The following is a 16564-nucleotide window of genomic DNA, read 5'->3' on the forward strand; positions in this document are numbered from 1 at the left end:
GCCCCTTGCCATTGGCGCCGCTCGGACGCTATTTCACAGGCTGGAACCCAAGGGGGCAAGTATCATGGGCATCGACACCGAACGCGATATTGAAGCAAACCTGCAGATCGGGCCAACCGATCACGGCATGGTTCGTCTGTTCGTCGAAGGCAACGGAATCGAGGTTCCAATGGATTTCGATCCGGAGGAGGCCGAGGAAATCGCCGAAGAGATTCGCGCAGCGGCCGCCGTGGCGCGCAAGTTCAAGGGCCGTAAAGGCTGACACCCGGATCACGCGCGCCGTGCCAGCGGATCGCCGCATGGCGCGCGAATTTCTGCACCATCACCTTGCGACGGGCAGCGGCCAGCTTTGTTTCGGGGGCCATGCGCACGATCTCGGCGTCATAGCTGTCGGCGAGGATGAGCCCCGTCTCATCGGGCAAGAGCTCGGTCGGAAAATCCGCATCCACCGCCCAGAAGAACCGATCGCACCATTCCAGATAGCCCTGCCATTTCTGGTCCGACTGGAAATCGGCCCGGCTGGATTTGCACTCGATCACCCAGACCTCGCCCTTCGGGCCCAGCGCCATCACGTCGACCCGCAGGCCCGAGGTCGGCACCAGTTCCTCGACGCTCACGAAATCATGGGTCAGCAGATGACGACACACTCCACGCGCCAGAAGCTGGCCGGGTCGGAGCGTCGGAGGGAGAGTCGTGTCGGGCATTCCCGAAACATGAACAATTCGTGAACACCTGTCAATAATGCGGCAATCTGTGGCATTTGAGGCTGAAATTGGGCGCGTGACCTAGCGTTACTTTCGCAAATGCCCCACCTCGGCCACGTTCCAGCCGCATCGGACTTTTATCACTTTCTTAACGGCCCAAGACGCCAACCGTTCGAAATGCACCGGAAGGACCTACCAAATGATGACGCTCACCGCCCTTCTCAACGACATCAGCTTCTTTGAAGTTTGCGCAAGCCTGTTGGTTGTCGGCTGCGTCGAGCAGATCTTCGTGCGCCTGCCGGAAGACATGGTCGGCCCTGGCGGGTGGCTCCTCGACACCGGTGCACCGCGTTAATTCAAACGCCCCTTGCAAGACGACCGGGCCCGCCCTACCTGTTGAGGCGGCGGGCTTCTGCGCTATTCGTGAAATGGCGTCTCATTCCAGTGGCCTTAAGCAAATCCGAGGGAGCTGGCTCTGTTCTGGTCCTGGCCATTTTAACTGGCGCCCACCTGTATATACAGGTCCTCGGGAATAACACGTCCACGGTTGCCGCGGTTCCCGCCACTTTTACCGCATTTTGAGAGCATCGCCCCACTCGGGGCCATCGGCGCATCGAGCGGAAGGCGCAAACAAGTCCACCCGGCCAAGAGCCGAGCGGCACGTCACAGACATCGGATGAATTCAGGGACGGCGATTCTCGTCGCGACGCACGGGGATCGGACGAAGCTCGTACTGGCGAAAGCCGCCACCCGGACCATCGTCATCCTCGTCGTCGGTGCCGTCCATCGCGGACAGGCCGTATTGCACCGCAGAAAACACGATGCCGTTCGCGGCCCAGAGCAGAATCACTGTCAGCACCGTTCTGTCAGCCTGCAGGATAACATCCCACAGATGCGCGACGTTGAACCAGATGCCCAAGGCCACCATCAGCCCTGCCAGAGCAAAACCGACCACGGCGGACCAGAAATAGCGGCGGATTGATGACGACATTGTGACGGACTCCTCGTCTATAACAGTATCGCTTAAATTCTTAATGACAAGTAACGCGCGGCTAAAAGGCTTCGGGACGAGCCTCCCGAGCCATATGATCCAGCACCGCGTTCACGAATTTCGGCTCTTTTCCCTCGGGAAAAAAGGCGGTTGCGATCTGGACGAACTCCACAATCACAACCTTGGGAGGTGTGTCCCCCTGCACCAGTTCGGCCCCGGCGGCGCGGAACAACGCCCGCAGAGTCGGGTCGATCCGCGCGATCGGCCATTTGGCCACCAGCGCACGATCTGTCATCTGGTCGATCTGGGCCTGATAGTTGACCGCGTCGTGCATCAGTTTGCGAAAGGTATCGACGTCGCCTTCGGCCATCTCGTCGCCTTCGTAGACCGCCCCGAAGCGGTGATCCTCGAATTCGCGAATCACGGGTTCGACCATTTGCCCCGCCGCTTCCATCTGGAACAGCGCCTGCACCGCGTAGAACCGGGCCGCAGACTTCATCTTGCGGCGCTCGTTATTCGAAACGGTCATACGGTCTCACCACCTTTGGCCAAGAGTTCGCGGGTAAAGCCCATGCCTTTTTCCGCCCGCCCCCATTTGCGCGAAAGCGCGATCAGGTGCAATGCCGCCGCAGCGGCACCACCGCCTTTGTTCTGCTGTTTCGGGTCGGCGCGGACGGCGGCCTGTTCATAGGTCTCTACGGTGAGGATGCCGTTGCCGATGCACAGCCCCTGAAGGCCCAAGAGTTGCAGCGCCCGCGACGAATCGTTGCAGACGGTGTCGTAGTGGGTCGTCTCGCCCCGGATCACGCAGCCAAGCGCCACGTAGCCGTCGAAATTGCTCATCCGTTCGGCGATGCCGATGGTGGTCGGGATCTCCAGCGCACCGGGCACATGGGCGATCTCATGGGTCGCTCCGGCGGCCTCGATTTCTGCCACGGCGCCCGCGATCTGGTGATCGGAGATGTCCTTGTAATAGGGCGAGGCCACGATCAGCAGCTTGGTGGGCCTGTCCAGTTCGGGCAGCGGCATGATGTAGTGTGACGGGCCAGCCATGTTATCCGATCTCCGAGATTTTGCGGGTGCCGGTGATCTCGAGCCCGTAGGCCTCCAGTCCGACGACCTTGGGTTGTGGGGAATTGGTCAGCAGCACGATCTGGTGCAGCCCCAGCGACGACAGGATCTGCGCCCCGACCCCGTATTGCCGGAGCGTCTGTGGCGAGACCTCTTCGTCGGCGACGATCTTCATCTGCAAATCGCGCAGCAGCACGAGGGCGCCCCGGCCCTCTGCCGCGATCAACTTCATGGCATCGCTGAATTCGGCGGCACGCCCGGCAGGACCGGTGCCGACGACGTCGAGCAGCGGATCGAGCGCGTGCATGCGGACGAGCACCGGCTCGGGCGTGCTGATATCGCCCTTGATCAGGGCGATATGCTCGGCCCCCTGGGTCTCGTCGCTGAAGACGCGCATCTGCCATTCGCCCCCGAACTCGGAGGTGATCGTCTGGGTGGTCTTGGATTTGACCAGATTGTCGTGCCGCCGCCGATAGGCGATCAGATCGCTGATCGTGCCGATCTTGAGCCCGTGCAGTTGCGCGAAGCTGACCAGATCGGGCAGGCGCGACATGGAGCCGTCTTCGTTCATGATCTCGCAGATCACGCCGGAGGGGTTCAGCCCGGCCAGACGCGCGATGTCGGTGGCCGCCTCGGTATGACCGGCCCGGACCAGCACGCCGCCGTCGCGGGCGCGCAGCGGAAAGACGTGGCCCGGCGTGGCGATGTCGGCGGCGCCCTTGGAGGCGTCGATGGCGACGGACACGGTCCGCGCCCGGTCATGGGCCGAGATGCCGGTCGAGACCCCCTCGCGCGCCTCGATCGAGATCGTGAAAGCGGTTTCATGGCGCGAGGAATTCTGGCTCGCCATCAGCGGCAGTCCCAGCGCGTCGATCCGCTCGGACGGCAGGGTCAGGCAGATCAGGCCGCGGCCGTGCTTGGCCATGAAGTTGATCGCATCCGGCGTGGCCATCTGGGCCGGGATCACCAGATCACCTTCGTTTTCACGGTCTTCATGATCGACGAGCACGAACATCCGGCCGTTGCGGGCGTCTTCGATGATCTCTTCGATGGGCGAAATCGCGTCGGCCCAATCCTGTTCGACCGGCCCCGGTGCTTCGAAAGGTGTGCTCATGATCGGCTATTCCCCGCTTCTTGCCCATATGTGGCTGCGTTTGGGCAGATAGCGGGTCGCGGGCGTTTTGCAAAGGGGGGCGCGTGCCGAGACCCGCTATACACAGGCCATGTGCGAAATTTCGGGGGTCGTGCCGGTGGCCAGTTCGGGAGCCTCCGGCGGGAGTTTTTCGGCCAAGATGAAGGTCAGGTGCGGCAATCGCCCGACGGTGTGTCAGGCGGCCCCGTTGAAGAACCGCTCTCCGGTCAGGAAGCCGGCGGTCTTGCCCGCGGCGGCCCATTCCCGCTCTGCCCCGGTTTCCCCGATGATCAGGTAGCCGCCGCAGGGTCGCCCGCGGCTGCGCAACGCCGAAACCAGTTGTTGCCGGGTCTCGGACCAGGAAAGCCACGGTGCGGGCGCAGGTGCCGCCGCGTCGCAGGGCGGGATCAGGCTGTCCGGCGCGATGCCGGGATAGTAGAGCGAAACCCTGTCGCAGTTCCTTATCGCGGCGATCTTGGCCGCTTTCTCGGCCTCGAGCCGATCGTTGGCCCGCAGCAGGTCGAGCGCATTCGTCGAGAACAGCAGGCCGATCACGTCATGGCCGGTGCTGGCCCGCACACTGGCGTAGGTCTTGTAAGGCAGACCCAGCTCGGCGGCGCGTTTGACCCGAAGCCGCACGACCTCGATCGGCAGGGTCGGCAGCAGATCGGCGCGGGCCTTGGTCCAGACATGTTTGCGCCAGCTGTGCCCCGGCTCCATCGTGGGGCCGTTGTTGTGCCCGATCCCGGCTGTGGTAGTGACGGCGCCCATCGCGATCACCGCCATTCCTGAAGGCGCGCCACATATCGCGCCATGGTGTCGATTTCGAGATTGATCGCGTCGCCCACCTTCACGTCGCCCCATGTGGTGACCTGCTTGGTGTGCGGGATCACGTTGATCCCGAAGTCGACCCCGTCGACCTCGTTCACCGTGAGCGATGTGCCGTTGAGCGTGACCGATCCCTTGGCCGCGATGAACCGGGCCAGAGCCTCTGGTGCGCGGAAGGTCATCCGGGTGCTGTCGCCCTCGTCCGTCATCGCGGTGAGTTCAGCCACCCCGTCCACATGCCCGGACACGATGTGCCCGCCGAGTTCGTCGCCGACCCGGAGCGCCCGCTCCAGATTGATCCTCTTGCCGACGAACCAGCCGTTGCCGCCGATATTGGTCAGCCCTGCCGATTCCGCCGAGACCTGCACGTCGAACCATGCCCGCGGGTCGGTGCCCACGGCGACGACCGTGAGGCACACTCCGTCACAGGCGATCGACGCTCCGATGTCGATCCCCTTCACGTCATAGCTGGTGCCGATCCGCGCCCGCAAATCGCCCTCTTGGGTCAGCGAAACGATCTCGCCGACATCGGTGATGATCCCTGTGAACATGGCGCGGTCTCCTTTGCCCCAAGACCTAGCCTTGCCGGGGCCGAGGGGCAAGACGTCGGCGCGACGCCCGCGCAGTTTGGCGTCGGCTGCCCCTCTGGCGGCGGCGGGGGCTGCAAGGGCGGATCGGCTAAAGTTTTAACCGAACTTTCGCGAGATTTTTCCGCGAAGGGCCGCCTCGGTGAACAGCGTGAATGGAGCCTTAAGACACCGCGCCTACCCTGACTGCCGACGTGACATCGCTTGAAGGAGGCAGATCATGACATTTCCCGTATCCATGCCCGGCGGCATGATGGCGCTCAGAGCTGCGGCCCACCGTCCGCCAGCACCGCCCGCGCCGCCCATGTCGGGCGAGACCATCGTCGGCCGCCTCGATGCCGACGGGGACGGCCAGATTTCGGCGACTGAGGTCGGTGAGTCGAAAGCGGGCGCGAAGGTGGATGAGGCTTTGTTTGCCAAGATCGACGGGGACAGCGACGGGCTGTTGTCGGCAGGGGAATTGGACGCATTTGCCCAGACGGCGGACTTTGAGGCCGATATGGGACGCGGCGACGGCCCCGGCCGGCTTCATCCGATTGCCGTGGCCGCGGGTGCGTTGCTCTTGAGCATCTTTCAGAACCGCAACGTGACGGAAGAGCCGGCGCCGACCCCGACCAATGCGCCGGAAGCCGGCGATAGCGAGACGCAGGAGGTCTTTGGCACCGTCGGCTGAGCGGGGTAATACCAAGGGGCCGCGAACAGGCTGTAGCGCAAGGCGCATTGGCCTGATGGCCCGGAGGTATTCGATGCGCGGCGGCTCGGCCCCGCACGGGGTGCCGCGGGCGCAGCGGGGCATTGGAGCATGGGCCGCAGGCGTGCAACTGCTGGACGGAGTGTCGGAACCCCGCCTTGCCCCTGCCCCGCAGGCGCGTCATATTCCTGCCCCAACCGGGGGTCATAAAGTGGAAACCATTTCCGGGCAGCAAGAGCACAAAGTGACAGAGCCTCGACGTTTCCTTTTCCTGCAAGGCCCACACGGGCCGTTCTTCCACCGGCTGGCCAAAATGCTCCGGGCGGCCGGGGCAGAGGTATGGCGTGTCGGCTTCAATGCAGGCGACAGGGCGTTCTGGTTCGGCGCGCCGGGCTATATCCCGTTTCGCGACAGTCACGAAGCATGGCCCGACACCTTCCGGGCACTGATCGACGAACATCGGATCACGGATATCGTGCTGTATGGCGACACCCGCCCGATCCACGCCAGCGCGGTCGAGGCCGCCAAGGCGGCGGGCCTGACCGTTCATGTGTTCGAAGAAGGCTACATGCGGCCCTATTGGGTCACTTATGAGCGGGGCGGCACCAACGGGCATTCGCGCCTGATGGACATGACCGTGCCGCAGATGACCAAGGCGCTGGAGATGTCGGATCTGGACGTGCCCGAGCCGCCCGCCCATTGGGGCGATATGCGCCAGCATGTGTTTTACGGGGCGTTGTATCATTGGTTCGTGATGTTTCGAAACGGCGACTACCGCCAGTTTCAAGGCCATCGCGAGCTGCCCGTAGGCAAAGAGACGATGCTCTATACCCGCCGCCTCTTGCTGATGCCCTACACGGCGGTCGAGCGGATGCTGGCGACGACCCGGATCAAGTACGGCGGCTTTCCCTATCATCTCGTGTTGCTGCAACTCGAACATGATGCCAGCTTTCAGATGCATTCGCCCTTCACCCGGATGCGCGAGTTTCTGGAAGTGGTGATCGACGGATTTGCCGCCGGCGCGCCGCGACATCATCACCTTGTGTTCAAGGCGCATCCGCTGGAAAACGGGCGCTCGCCGGTGCGCCGGATCATCAAGGAACTGGCCCGGCAGCACGGGGTCACGGGCCGAGTGCATTACGTGCGCGGCGGCAAGCTCGCCCGGCTTCTGGATCACGCCCGGACCGCGGTGACGGTCAATTCCACCGCCGGGCAGCAGGTGCTTTGGCGGGGCATCCCGCTCAAGACCTTTGGCCGCGCGGTCTATGCCAAGCCGGAATTCGTGGCGACGCAGCCCCTCGCCGAGTTCTTTGCGCAGCCGCGCAGGCCCGACACCAAAGCCTACAAGGATTACCGGCGTTACCTGCTCGAAACCAGTCAGGTTCCCGGCGGGTTCTACTCCAGCAAGGGCCGGCGGCATCTGATGCGGCAGGTCGTCGACATGATGCTCGACGACGAAGATCCGTATGATGCGCTTAAATCCGGCAAGGCCGCTCCGCGCCAGCCCTTGCGCATCGTGCAGTAGCAGCCACCAGACCTTGGGGCAGCGCCCCCGTTCACGCAACAATCGCGGCAATGGCGCAACACCGTTTCCGCCCGACGCACTCGGTTCGCCGCGGCCATATGGCTTTTGTGGCGGGATTCCCGTAGGTTGAAAGAAAAAGTTGAGGCAGAACAAAAACCAGGTCGAGGAGACCGAGCAGTGACTTCCCTGACAGTGCGCTTGGCGCGCGGCGTGACCGCCGTTGTAGCCTTCAGCCTTGTGGCCTCTTGTGGCCTTCCCCGTCCCGGTCCGAACCGGGCCGAAATCTTTTCCGGCTCCGTGATGGAGCAGGGCGATGCCTTCGTCCTGACCGTGGATGACCGTGTGAACCTGATCGCAGGCGTGACACCGGCGCTGGCCTTTGCCGAAGGCTTCGAGAATGCCGCCACCCTCGGGTCGGACACGATCAACCCGGGCGACGTGCTTGGCCTGACGATCTGGGAGAACGTCGATGACGGGCTCCTCGTCCCCGCCGGCCAGAACGCCACCGTTCTGGAAGAAGTGCAGGTCGACGGCGCGGGCTACATCTTTGTGCCCTATGCGGGCCGCGTGCGCGCCGCGGGCAACACCCCGGAGGCTGTGCGCCGGATCATTTCCGAAAAGCTCGAAGAGCAGACGCCCGATCCGCAGGTTCAGGTCCGGCGCCTCGCCGGTGACGGCTCGACCGTCTCGATCGTAGGCGGCGTCGGCGCACAGGGCGTCTATCCCATCGAGCGCCCCACACGGACGCTGGCCAACATGCTCGCCCGTGCCGGCGGCGTTGCCATCGAGCCTGAGATCGCCAAGGTCACCGTCGTGCGCGGCAATCACACCGGCACCATCTGGTTCGAAGATCTCTACGATCACCCCGCCCATGATATCGCTCTGCGCGGCGGCGACCGGATCATCGTCGAGGAAGACGACCGGACCTTTACCGCCCTCGGCGCCACCGGAACGCAAAGCTACGTGCCGTTCCAGAGCCAGACCATTTCGGCCATCGAAGCCTTGGCGCAGGTCGGCGGTCTGTCGTCGGTCGCGGCCGACCCGACGGGCGTGTTCGTGTTCCGCAACGAGCCTGAATCGATTGCCCGCCAGCTCGTCGGCCGCAACGATCTGGTCGGCACCCAGCGTGTGATCTACGTGCTCGATCTGACCCGCCCCAACGGCATGTTCTTTGCCCGCGACTTCGCGATCCGCGATGGCGACACGGTCTATGTCACCGAAGCGCCGTTCGTGCAGTTCGACCGTGTGATCTCGGCTTTGACGGGCACGCTGAGCGCCGGGGATGCGCTGGCCACCGCTTCGGGTCTCTGACCCTTGTCCCACATGGACCAGAACGCCGCCGCGGGGTCCTCTCCGCGGCGGCTCTACGTTTATAACGGCGGGTTTCTGACCCAAGGCCGTGTCCGCCGCATCCTCGATCTGGCGGGCTATGACATTCGTCTGGGCAAGCCGGGGCCGGAGGATATGGTCGGCGTCTGGGGCCAAAGCCCGACCAGCCCGCGCGGCGAGGCGGTCGCCGCCCGCACCGACAGCCCGATCCTGCGCGTCGAGGATGCGTTCCTGCGCTCCGTCCTGCCCGGCCGCGACGGCCAACCCCCCTTGGGTCTGCACCTCGACAAGCGCGGCGTGCATTTCGACCCGGCCGTGCGTTCGGATCTGGAGGTGATCCTCACCGAAGAGCCGCTCGACGATACCGCCCTGCTCAATCGCGCCCGCGCCGCGATCGAGAGGCTGCAATCGGTGCATCTGTCGAAATACAACGCCTTTGATCCGGCCACGCCCGCACCCGATCCCGGCTATGTGCTGGTCATCGACCAGACCCACGGCGACGCTTCGGTCAAGGCCAGCACCGCCGACCGCAACACCTTTCTCGAAATGCTGTTCTGCGCCCGCGAGGAAAACCCCGGTGCGCGTATCCTGATCAAGACCCATCCGGAAACCGCGATGGGCCACCGCAAGGGTTATTTCCGGCCCGAGGATCTCTCCGAGGGTGTCGAATTCTACGCCGATGCGATCTCGCCCTATGCCCTGCTCGACGGGGCCGTCGCGGTCTACACCGTGTCGTCGCAATTCGGGTTCGAGGCGATCCTGACCGGGCATAAACCCGTCGTTTTCGGTCAGCCGTTCTACATGGGCTGGGGCCTGACGGACGACCGCAAGCCGCTGGACCGCCGGCAGCGCAGGCTGACCAAGGCGCAGCTCTTTGCCGCCGCGATGATCCTTTATCCGCGCTGGTATGATCCCTACCGCGACCGCCTGTGCCAGTTGGAGGACGCGATCGCCACGCTGGAGGCCGAGGCCCGTGCGTGGCGCGAGGATCACCTTGGCTGGGTCGGCGCGGGCATGCGGTTGTGGAAGCGCAAGCCGCTGCAACAGGTGTTTGGCGGCTACGCGCCTATGCGCTTTGCCGAAGGCGACGCCGCGATCAAGGCCGCTAAGGGCAAGCGTCTGATGGTCTGGTCGAGCAAATCGACCGACGCGCTGGAGGCCGCCGGCGCTGTGCGGATCGAGGACGGGTTCCTGCGCTCGCGCGGGCTGGGGGCCGATCTGATCGCGCCGCTCAGCCTCGTCTGCGACGATCTGGGGATATACTACGACCCGAACCGCCCCAGCCGGTTGGAGCATCTGATCGCCGATGCCTGCACCCTGCCCGAGACGGAGCGGCGCAGGGCCGAGCGCCTGATCCGCACGCTCACCTCAAAGGGGCTGACCAAATACAATCTCGGCGGCGCCGATCTGCCCCCCGGTCTGCCTGCCGGTCGCCGCATTCTGGTGCCCGGTCAGGTCGAAGATGACGCCTCGATCCGGCTGGGCGCAAAGGAGGTGACCACCAATCTGGGTCTGCTCGAGGCCGCCCGTGCGGCCAATCCCGCGGCTGTGATCCTCTACAAGCCGCACCCGGATGTGGAGGCCGGTTTGCGCCCCGGCACAGTGCCGAACGCGGGCGACATTGCAGATGCAGTGCTGACCCACACCGATCCTGTCGCCGCATTGGCCGCCGTGGACGACGTCTGGACGATGACCTCCGCTCTGGGCTTTGAGGCGCTCTTGCGGGGCAAGCGGGTGACCTGCCTCGGCCAGCCGTTCTATGCCGGCTGGGGTCTGACCGATGATCGGGCCATGCCGATCCCGCGCCGGGCGGCCGACCCCGATATCGTCGCTCTGGCCTATGCCACGCTGATCGCCTATCCGCGCTATCACGATCCAGTCACCGGGCGGCCCTGCCCTGTCGAAGTGGTCGTCGACCGATTGCTTCGCGGCAATATTCCCGCTCCTGGACGGCTGAACCGGATCGTTGCCAAGCTGCAGGGGGCCTTTGCCAGTTACGCCCATCTCTGGCGCTAGCGGCGGCGCCAGCGCTGGATAGTGTCAGGGCCGACGGCGCGCGTTTCGATCAAATCAAAGCGTGGCGCCTCGGCCAGCCGATCCAGCCCCATCGCCGCAATCGCCGGGGTGCCTTCGGCACCGATCACGAGGCCCGCACCAAAGACCACCAGTTCGTCGACCAGTCCTGCGACCAGCAGCGCGGCGGACAGACCTCCGCCGCCTTCGCAGAAGACCCGCGTAAGCCCCTGCCCCGCCAATGCGGCAAGGACCGAGGCCGGATCGACCTGTTGGCCCTGCATCGCGCACGGCAGGCACAGCGCCCCGCGCTCTTGCCATTCGGCGACGACTCCGGCCTCAAGGTCCGCGTCATGGCAAAGCCACACCGGCACCTCTCTGGCGCTGCGGATCATGGCGCTGTCCGTCGGAAGGTCCAACCTGCGGGAGACGACGACGCGGACGGGTTGCCGGGTCACGCCCATGCCGCGCACGGTCAGCATCGGATCATCGGCACGGGCGGTGCCGGCGCCCACCATCACCGCGTCGTGGCGGGCACGCATGGCATGCACCATGCGGCGAGCATCGGGCCCCGTGATCCACTGGCTCTCGCCGGTGGCGGTGGCGATCCGGCCATCGACCGAGCTGGCCAGTTTGAGCGTCACCCAAGGCGCGGTGCCGGCAACCTTGCCGAAAAAGCCGGCGTGGTCGCGGCGGGCCTGCGCCTCCAACACGCCGGTCGTGACGGTGATGCCGGCGGCCTCCAGCTTGGCGATACCGCGCCCCGCAACGCGGGGGTCAGGGTCGGTGCAGGCCACGACGACGCGGGCGACGCGGGACGCGATCAAAGCCTCGGCACAGGGCGGGGTGTGGCCATGGTGGGCGCAAGGCTCCAAGGTGACGTAGGCCGTGGCCCCTTCGGCCAGCGGGCCGGCCTGCGCCAATGCCACGACCTCGGCGTGAGGTCTGCCACCATCCGCGGTGCGGCCCCGACCGACGATCCGGCCGCCCGCGACGATCACGCACCCCACGGCAGGATTGGGCCAAACCCGGCCCTGTCCCCATGCGCCGAGCGTCAGCGCGAGGGCCATGAACCGGCTGTCGTCGGGGTGGCTCACTCTTCGGGCTTTGGGGTCGGCCTGAGATCGTCCATGAACTTGTCGAAATCGCCAACCGCTTGGAAATTCATGTAAACGCTGGCAAAGCGGACATAGGCAACCGTGTCGATCCGGGCCAGGCTTTCCATCACGATCTCACCGATCTGGCTCGACGTGATGTCGGTCTCGCCCATGCTCTCCAACCGGCGCACTATACCCGAGATCATCTGATCCATGCGCTCTGGCTCGACGGGGCGTTTTTGCAGCGCGATGCGGATCGAACGCTCCAGCTTGTCGCGGTCAAAGTCCTCGCGGCGACCATTGGATTTTATGACCACCAGATCGCGCAGCTGCACACGTTCGTAAGTGGTAAAGCGTCCGCCACAGGCCGGACAAAACCGTCGCCGCCGGATGGCAACATGGTCCTCGGCGGGGCGTGAATCTTTGACTTGTGTATCGACGTTTCCGCAAAAGGGGCAACGCATGGGCCTGTCCTCGTCTCTGCCTGTTGTGGGTTTGCCCCACTTATGCCCAACACTATAGGAGCACCTCTAGCATTTGGGTAGACCCCAAAACCGAACCCTTGATGTTGTTACCGATAGGACTCGGTCCAGCCATCGGGATAGAGCGGGCGCAGCTCCTCCTTGAGCGGACCCAGGTGAGCCTCATACTGCCGCCAGCGTTGGATTGCCTTTTGATACAAAGGTTTACGCACCTGGCTCGCCGACAGGGTCTTGCTACGGTTGGCGCTTTGCTCATAGGCCAGACAGTTGTCGTCCCACGGCAGACCCATCCCCTCCAGAACCCCCCGCAGGGTTTGCTCAGGTTCTGTGACCAAAGCCTCGTAGCGGACCTGCGTCACAGGGTTGGGCAGAACCTCGGCCCAATGATCCATTAGCTGGCGATGCTGCATATAGGCGCGGCCGAGTCCTTGCAGGTCTTGGGTATAGCTGTGCCACGGCGACAGGGGTTGCAGATAGCACGACACACAAGTGTCGAGCGGGTCGCGCAGCACGTGAATGATCCGCCCCTTGGGCAGCAGCTTGGCAAAGAACCCGAGCAATTCGAAATTGTGCAGGGATTTGTCGATGACGCGCGTGGTGCCCGGCTGCATCGGTGCGGTTTCCTCCAGATAGCGCACGGCCAAGCGGGCGGCGGCGGCCTCGGGCACCTCGCGGATCGCCCGGATCATATCCTCGGCCACGTGCAGGCCCATCCGCAACTCCTGCGTCATCACCCGCAAGGCCGGGCTTTCTCCGACGCTTTCGATCTGGGGGTGCTGCGCGAGCATCTGTTCGAGCAGGGTCGATCCGCTGCGCGGCATCCCCACGATCAAGACCGGGCGGTCGCTGTCGCTGCCACCGGGCCGGTCAAAGGACCGGGCGTCGATCTTGGAACATTGCGCGTCGATGAAGTCGGCGTAGCGCTCTGTATCGCGCTGCATCGGCGCCGCGGCCTTGGCCTCTGTCGTCGTGGCAAACGCCGCTTCGTGATCGCCAAAGTCGGTCTGGGCCTTGGCCAGCAGCCGCAAGGCATCCGCCAAGGGCGGCCCGCCGAGCTTGCGCAGCGCGGGGATCGTCGACTCGGTCAGCCGCCGCACATGCGGGTCGTCCCGGCTCATCGTCGCGACGCTGAACAGCAGCGGCAACAGGGTGGCGTTGTCCGGGTGCGCGTCGAGCATCGAGCGGACCATCGCTTCGGCTTCCGTCAACTGCCCGGCCGATTGCATCGCGCGGGCCAGTTGGATCCGCGATGGCAGGTGGTCGGGATCGCGCCGCAAGGCCGCTTCCAGCTTGCCCGACGCCGCCTCGTGGCGGTTCAGCGCCATATCGACAGCCGCCGCGATGAACAGCGCATCGGGCTGATCCGGGGCGAGGCGCAGGGCGGTTTCGGCATGGTCAAGGGCGGCGCGAAGGCGCTGACAATTCAGCGCGCTTTCGGCCGCAAGGATATGGCTCTCGACGGCCTTGGGCTTGAGCGTCAGCAACGTCTCCGACAGGGCCAAAGCCTTGGGGAACTGTCGGGAATAGCGGTTGTGGAACTGGATCGCCCCGGCAAGGATCACCGCATTGCGCGGCTTGTCGGCGATCAGCTTGTCATAAAGCTTCGCCGCCTCTTGCAGGCGTCCGGCACTGGCCAGCGCCTTGGCTTTGTCCAGCATGGCTTCCCCCGATGTAGCCCGCAACACAGGGCGCGACAGGCAGAGCGCCTAGCGGAAAACCCTGTCGCCCATCTGGTCGATCATCACCTTGGCTTTCGCCACGGATGCGGCCTCGGCGTCTTCGCGCACCGGCAGGGTATCGGCACGGATCAGGTCATGGACCTTCACCTCGCCGTCGATCTCTTTCTCGATCCGGGCGCCGATCCGATAGCTCTTGCCGTCCTGCGCCGGAGTGGGCGTGATCTTATAGCCTTTATACTCCTCGGCGGCGACAGAAGGCTCTGCCGCGTCAGCGTTGCCCTTGCCGCCGAAGAGTTTGGATAGAATCGACATGGCCTATTGATCCAGGAAGGACCGCAGCTTGCGCGACCGGCTCGGATGCTTGAGCTTGCGCAGCGCCTTGGCTTCGATCTGGCGGATACGTTCGCGGGTCACGCTGAACTGCTGACCGACCTCTTCGAGCGTGTGGTCGGTGTTCATCCCGATGCCGAACCGCATCCGAAGGACACGCTCTTCGCGGGGTGTCAGCGAGGCCAGAACGCGGGTCGTGGTTTCCTTCAGGTTCTCCTGAATGGCGGAATCCAGCGGCAGGATTGCGTTCTTGTCTTCGATGAAGTCGCCAAGCTGGCTGTCTTCCTCGTCGCCAATCGGCGTTTCGAGCGAAATTGGCTCCTTGGCGATCTTCATCACCTTGCGAACCTTTTCGAGCGGCATCTGCAGCTTCTCGGCCAGTTCCTCGGGCGTCGGCTCGCGGCCGATTTCGTGCAGCATCTGGCGGCCGGTGCGGACCAGCTTGTTGATCGTCTCGATCATATGGACCGGGATACGGATGGTCCGGGCCTGATCGGCGATCGAGCGGGTGATCGCCTGACGGATCCACCACGTCGCATAGGTGCTGAACTTGTAGCCGCGGCGATACTCGAACTTGTCCACGGCCTTCATCAGGCCGATGTTGCCTTCCTGAATGAGATCAAGGAATTGCAGACCGCGGTTCGTGTATTTCTTGGCGATCGAGATCACGAGGCGCAGGTTGGCCTCGACCATCTCCTTCTTGGCCTGACGCGCTTCCTTCTCGCCCTTCTGGACCTGCTGCACGATGCGGCGGAATTCACCGATGTCCACACCGACATACTGGCCCACCTGCGCCATCTCGGCACGCAGCTCTTCGATCTTGCCGGTCGAGCGTTCGATCAGCATCTGCCAGCCACGGCCGGACTTCTCGGCCATTTCCTCGAGCCAGCTCGGGTCGAGCTCGCGGCCACGGTATTCGTCGATGAACTCGCGGCGGTTGATGCGGGCCTGGTCGGCCAGTTTGACCATGCTCGAATCGATCGACATGATGCGGCGGTTGATGCCGTAGAGCTGGTCGATCAGCGCCTCGATCCGGTTGTTGTGCAGGTGAAGCGAATTCACCATCTCGACGATCTCGGAGCGCAGCTTCTGGTAGGTGCCCTCTTCCTTTTCGGTAAAGGACGAATCCTCGTTCAGGGTCGCCGACATCCGGGCGTCCTGCATTTCAGACAACAGGCCGAAATCGTGCGCGATGACTTCCAGCGTTTCCAGAACGCGGGGCTTCAGCGCGGCCTCCATCGCGGCGAGCGACATGTTGGCCTGTTCGTCTTCGTCGTCGTCGTCGTCGGTGGCGATCGGATTGCCGTCCGCGTCGAGCTCGGTCGCACCTTCGCTCGGCTTGGCGGCACCGTCGGCCACTGGCGCGGCAGGTGCCTCGACGACGGCTTCTTCGCCGTCCTCGCCCAGCTGGTTGCCGAAGGTCGCCTCGAGGTCGATCACGTCGCGCAGCAGAATATCCTCGGAGAGCAATTCGTCGCGCCAGATGGTGATCGCCTGAAAGGTGAGCGGGCTTTCACAAAGCCCGAGGATCATCGTGTTGCGGCCGGCCTCGATCCGCTTGGCAATCGCAATCTCGCCCTCGCGGGACAGCAGCTCGACAGAGCCCATCTCGCGCAGATACATGCGGACCGGGTCGTCCGTGCGATCCAGCTTCTCGGCTTCGGCGCCGCCGATGGCCACGTCGCGGCCGCCCGAAATGGTGGCCACTTCGCGCGACTTGCCGTCGTCCTCGGCCTCTTCGCTTTCCTCGGTCTCGGTGACCTGGATGCCCATTTCCGACAGCATCGACATCACGTCCTCGATCTGGTCGGAACTGACCTGATCGGGCGGAAGCACGGCATTCAGCTGATCATAGGTGATATAGCCGCGCTCACGCGCTTCTGCGATCATCTTCTTGACCGCGGTCTGGCTCATATCGAGGTTGATCTCGCCGTCTTGCTCGTCGTCCTTGGAATGATCGTCGTTGTCTTTCGCGGCCATTAAGGGGCTCCTGATCGTGTTCCTGTCCGGGTGATTCGGCTCAACTCGTCTAAAACGAATCAATCGTCAGGGTGGGTGATTCGCAACCGTGTTCTAAGCGATTGTAGTTAACCTGTTGCTCCAAG

Annotated in this window: 18 protein-coding genes; 6 read left to right on the plus strand and 12 right to left on the minus strand. The window is 64.2% G+C overall.

The features are described from left to right. The first annotated feature begins 64 nt into the window (after nucleotides 1-64). The gene (locus LOM8899_RS14190; RefSeq protein ID WP_093992878.1) at nucleotides 65-262 is read left to right on the plus strand and encodes a DUF6324 family protein; all 198 of its coding nucleotides are present in this window, start codon (nucleotides 65-67) and stop codon (nucleotides 260-262) included. On the opposite strand, the gene LOM8899_RS14195 is transcribed toward LOM8899_RS14190, so the two are convergent. After that, entirely contained in the window at nucleotides 243-704 is a 462-nt protein-coding gene (locus LOM8899_RS14195) for an MmcB family DNA repair protein (RefSeq protein WP_093992879.1), read from the minus strand. The two genes, LOM8899_RS14190 and LOM8899_RS14195, sit on opposite strands and share 20 nt — an antisense overlap. 199 nt (nucleotides 705-903) lie before the next feature. Here LOM8899_RS14195 and LOM8899_RS23430 point away from each other — a divergent pair, with 199 nt between their 5' ends. Next, entirely contained in the window at nucleotides 904-1059 is a 156-nt protein-coding gene (locus LOM8899_RS23430; RefSeq protein WP_168770550.1) for a hypothetical protein, read from the plus strand. 327 nt (nucleotides 1060-1386) lie between these two features. On the opposite strand, the gene LOM8899_RS14200 is transcribed toward LOM8899_RS23430, so the two are convergent. From LOM8899_RS14200 to LOM8899_RS14225, 6 genes are all read right to left on the minus strand, one after another. Further along, nucleotides 1387-1695 carry a DUF2157 domain-containing protein gene (locus LOM8899_RS14200; protein WP_093992880.1) on the minus strand — a complete coding sequence of 103 codons (309 nt, stop codon included), beginning with the start codon at nucleotides 1693-1695 and terminating at the stop codon, nucleotides 1387-1389. A gap of 61 nt (nucleotides 1696-1756) precedes the next feature. Then, complete coding sequence (gene nusB / locus LOM8899_RS14205; protein WP_093992881.1) at nucleotides 1757-2224, minus strand: transcription antitermination factor NusB; 468 nt, start codon at nucleotides 2222-2224, stop codon at nucleotides 1757-1759. Continuing rightward, complete coding sequence (locus LOM8899_RS14210; RefSeq protein ID WP_093992882.1) at nucleotides 2221-2748, minus strand: 6,7-dimethyl-8-ribityllumazine synthase; 528 nt, start codon at nucleotides 2746-2748, stop codon at nucleotides 2221-2223. The genes nusB and LOM8899_RS14210 overlap by 4 nt, the downstream gene beginning before the upstream one ends. Nucleotide 2749: 1 nt before the next feature. Continuing rightward, the gene (gene ribB / locus LOM8899_RS14215; protein WP_093992883.1) at nucleotides 2750-3880 is read right to left on the minus strand and encodes a 3,4-dihydroxy-2-butanone-4-phosphate synthase; all 1131 of its coding nucleotides are present in this window, start codon (nucleotides 3878-3880) and stop codon (nucleotides 2750-2752) included. Nucleotides 3881-4093: 213 nt separating this feature from the next. Next, complete coding sequence (locus LOM8899_RS14220; protein ID WP_093993015.1) at nucleotides 4094-4669, minus strand: hypothetical protein; 576 nt, start codon at nucleotides 4667-4669, stop codon at nucleotides 4094-4096. A 5-nt stretch (nucleotides 4670-4674) separates the two neighbouring features. Further along, entirely contained in the window at nucleotides 4675-5277 is a 603-nt protein-coding gene (locus LOM8899_RS14225) for a riboflavin synthase (RefSeq protein ID WP_093992884.1), read from the minus strand. Between the two features lie 256 nt (nucleotides 5278-5533). Here LOM8899_RS14225 and LOM8899_RS14230 point away from each other — a divergent pair, with 256 nt between their 5' ends. From LOM8899_RS14230 to LOM8899_RS14245, 4 genes are all read left to right on the plus strand, one after another. Continuing rightward, a complete protein-coding gene (locus LOM8899_RS14230) occupies nucleotides 5534-5986 on the plus strand; it encodes an EF-hand domain-containing protein (protein ID WP_110521981.1) in 453 nt (150 codons plus the stop codon). Nucleotides 5987-6041: 55 nt separating this feature from the next. After that, a complete protein-coding gene (locus LOM8899_RS14235) occupies nucleotides 6042-7529 on the plus strand; it encodes a capsule polysaccharide biogenesis protein (RefSeq protein WP_370739357.1) in 1488 nt (495 codons plus the stop codon). Nucleotides 7530-7706: 177 nt separating this feature from the next. After that, nucleotides 7707-8840 carry a polysaccharide biosynthesis/export family protein gene (locus LOM8899_RS14240; protein WP_093992886.1) on the plus strand — a complete coding sequence of 378 codons (1134 nt, stop codon included), beginning with the start codon at nucleotides 7707-7709 and terminating at the stop codon, nucleotides 8838-8840. Nucleotides 8841-8852: 12 nt separating this feature from the next. Then, nucleotides 8853-10874: a capsule polysaccharide biogenesis protein gene (locus LOM8899_RS14245; RefSeq protein WP_093992887.1), complete on the plus strand. Its 2022-nt coding sequence runs from the start codon at nucleotides 8853-8855 to the stop codon at nucleotides 10872-10874. Here the strand turns inward: LOM8899_RS14245 and ribD are convergent. From ribD to rpoD, 5 genes are all read right to left on the minus strand, one after another. Then, nucleotides 10871-11968, minus strand: coding sequence for a bifunctional diaminohydroxyphosphoribosylaminopyrimidine deaminase/5-amino-6-(5-phosphoribosylamino)uracil reductase RibD (gene ribD, locus LOM8899_RS14250; RefSeq protein WP_370739358.1), 1098 nt, complete (start codon nucleotides 11966-11968; stop codon nucleotides 10871-10873). The genes LOM8899_RS14245 and ribD overlap by 4 nt on opposite strands. Next, nucleotides 11965-12432: a transcriptional regulator NrdR gene (gene nrdR / locus LOM8899_RS14255; RefSeq protein WP_093992888.1), complete on the minus strand. Its 468-nt coding sequence runs from the start codon at nucleotides 12430-12432 to the stop codon at nucleotides 11965-11967. The genes ribD and nrdR overlap by 4 nt, the downstream gene beginning before the upstream one ends. 107 nt (nucleotides 12433-12539) lie before the next feature. Continuing rightward, nucleotides 12540-14108, minus strand: a complete 1569-nt coding sequence (locus LOM8899_RS14260) for a tetratricopeptide repeat-containing sulfotransferase family protein (protein ID WP_093992889.1) — start codon at nucleotides 14106-14108, stop codon at nucleotides 12540-12542. 48 nt (nucleotides 14109-14156) lie between these two features. Continuing rightward, on the minus strand, nucleotides 14157-14441 hold the full coding sequence (locus tag LOM8899_RS14265; RefSeq protein ID WP_093992890.1) for an HlyU family transcriptional regulator: 285 nt from the start codon (nucleotides 14439-14441) through the stop codon (nucleotides 14157-14159). A gap of 3 nt (nucleotides 14442-14444) precedes the next feature. After that, the gene (rpoD, locus tag LOM8899_RS14270) at nucleotides 14445-16439 is read right to left on the minus strand and encodes an RNA polymerase sigma factor RpoD (RefSeq protein ID WP_093992891.1); all 1995 of its coding nucleotides are present in this window, start codon (nucleotides 16437-16439) and stop codon (nucleotides 14445-14447) included. Between the last annotated feature and the right edge of the window lie 125 nt (nucleotides 16440-16564).

This window comes from Flavimaricola marinus (assembly GCF_900184895.1).
GTDB lineage: Bacteria > Pseudomonadota > Alphaproteobacteria > Rhodobacterales > Rhodobacteraceae > Flavimaricola > Flavimaricola marinus.

Bases quoted from the DNA above. Each gene is read 5' to 3' on its own strand.
- LOM8899_RS14235 (WP_370739357.1), top strand. From the start codon at position 6,042: ATGGCCCGGAGGTATTCGATGCGCGGCGGCTCGGCCCCGCACGGGGTG.
- LOM8899_RS14265 (WP_093992890.1), bottom strand. From the start codon at position 14,441: ATGTCGATTCTATCCAAACTCTTCGGCGGCAAGGGCAACGCTGACGCG.
- LOM8899_RS14190 (WP_093992878.1), top strand. From the start codon at position 65: ATGGGCATCGACACCGAACGCGATATTGAAGCAAACCTGCAGATCGGG.
- LOM8899_RS14220 (WP_093993015.1), bottom strand. From the start codon at position 4,669: ATGGGCGCCGTCACTACCACAGCCGGGATCGGGCACAACAACGGCCCC.
- LOM8899_RS14195 (WP_093992879.1), bottom strand. From the start codon at position 704: ATGCCCGACACGACTCTCCCTCCGACGCTCCGACCCGGCCAGCTTCTG.
- ribB (WP_093992883.1), bottom strand. From the start codon at position 3,880: ATGAGCACACCTTTCGAAGCACCGGGGCCGGTCGAACAGGATTGGGCC.
- LOM8899_RS14200 (WP_093992880.1), bottom strand. From the start codon at position 1,695: ATGTCGTCATCAATCCGCCGCTATTTCTGGTCCGCCGTGGTCGGTTTT.
- LOM8899_RS14210 (WP_093992882.1), bottom strand. From the start codon at position 2,748: ATGGCTGGCCCGTCACACTACATCATGCCGCTGCCCGAACTGGACAGG.
- nrdR (WP_093992888.1), bottom strand. From the start codon at position 12,432: ATGCGTTGCCCCTTTTGCGGAAACGTCGATACACAAGTCAAAGATTCA.
- rpoD (WP_093992891.1), bottom strand. From the start codon at position 16,439: ATGGCCGCGAAAGACAACGACGATCATTCCAAGGACGACGAGCAAGAC.
- LOM8899_RS23430 (WP_168770550.1), top strand. From the start codon at position 904: ATGATGACGCTCACCGCCCTTCTCAACGACATCAGCTTCTTTGAAGTT.
- LOM8899_RS14230 (WP_110521981.1), top strand. From the start codon at position 5,534: ATGACATTTCCCGTATCCATGCCCGGCGGCATGATGGCGCTCAGAGCT.
- LOM8899_RS14225 (WP_093992884.1), bottom strand. From the start codon at position 5,277: ATGTTCACAGGGATCATCACCGATGTCGGCGAGATCGTTTCGCTGACC.
- LOM8899_RS14260 (WP_093992889.1), bottom strand. From the start codon at position 14,108: ATGCTGGACAAAGCCAAGGCGCTGGCCAGTGCCGGACGCCTGCAAGAG.
- LOM8899_RS14245 (WP_093992887.1), top strand. From the start codon at position 8,853: ATGGACCAGAACGCCGCCGCGGGGTCCTCTCCGCGGCGGCTCTACGTT.
- nusB (WP_093992881.1), bottom strand. From the start codon at position 2,224: ATGACCGTTTCGAATAACGAGCGCCGCAAGATGAAGTCTGCGGCCCGG.